The sequence below is a fragment of the Shigella sp. FC1661 genome, assembly GCF_001712525.1.
GTDB classification, from domain to species: Bacteria; Pseudomonadota; Gammaproteobacteria; order Enterobacterales; family Enterobacteriaceae; genus Escherichia; species Escherichia coli.
On record NZ_MDGW01000499.1, the window covers coordinates 1 to 389 of the forward strand.

The 389-nt window shown below is 44.5% G+C and carries 1 protein-coding gene; it reads left to right on the forward strand.

Annotated features, from left to right (window positions below):
* The first annotated feature begins 185 nt into the window (after positions 1–185).
* Positions 186–386 carry a YlcI/YnfO family protein gene (locus BFF42_RS21220; protein ID WP_012421238.1) on the forward strand — a complete coding sequence of 67 codons (201 nt, stop codon included), beginning with the start codon at positions 186–188 and terminating at the stop codon, positions 384–386.
* The last annotated feature ends 3 nt before the right edge of the window (positions 387–389 follow it).

Here is a 389-nt window from a genome sequence, read left to right on the forward strand (position 1 = left end):
TAGCAACAGCTCACCCATGCGGCTCTGACAACGATGTTAACCCGCGTTAAATATCCCACGTTGGCCAGCATCTGTCTCACGGAAAGTCATACTGCCTTACTATCGTATTGATTGATCTGCATCAAATTAACGTAAAAGCAACTTCAGATAATACAAATCAGCAACACTGAATATGGGGAAACATTATGTCATCAAAGAACAGAACCCGCAGAACAACAACCCGCAACATCCGATTTCCAAACCAGATGATTGAACAAATTAACATCGCTCTTGATCTGAAAGGTTCAGGAAACTTTTCAGCGTGGGTTATTGAAGCCTGCAGGAGAAGGCTGGCAACAGATGCAACGCATCTGCGCCCGGCCAGCATGACAAATAACGAGAAATGAACG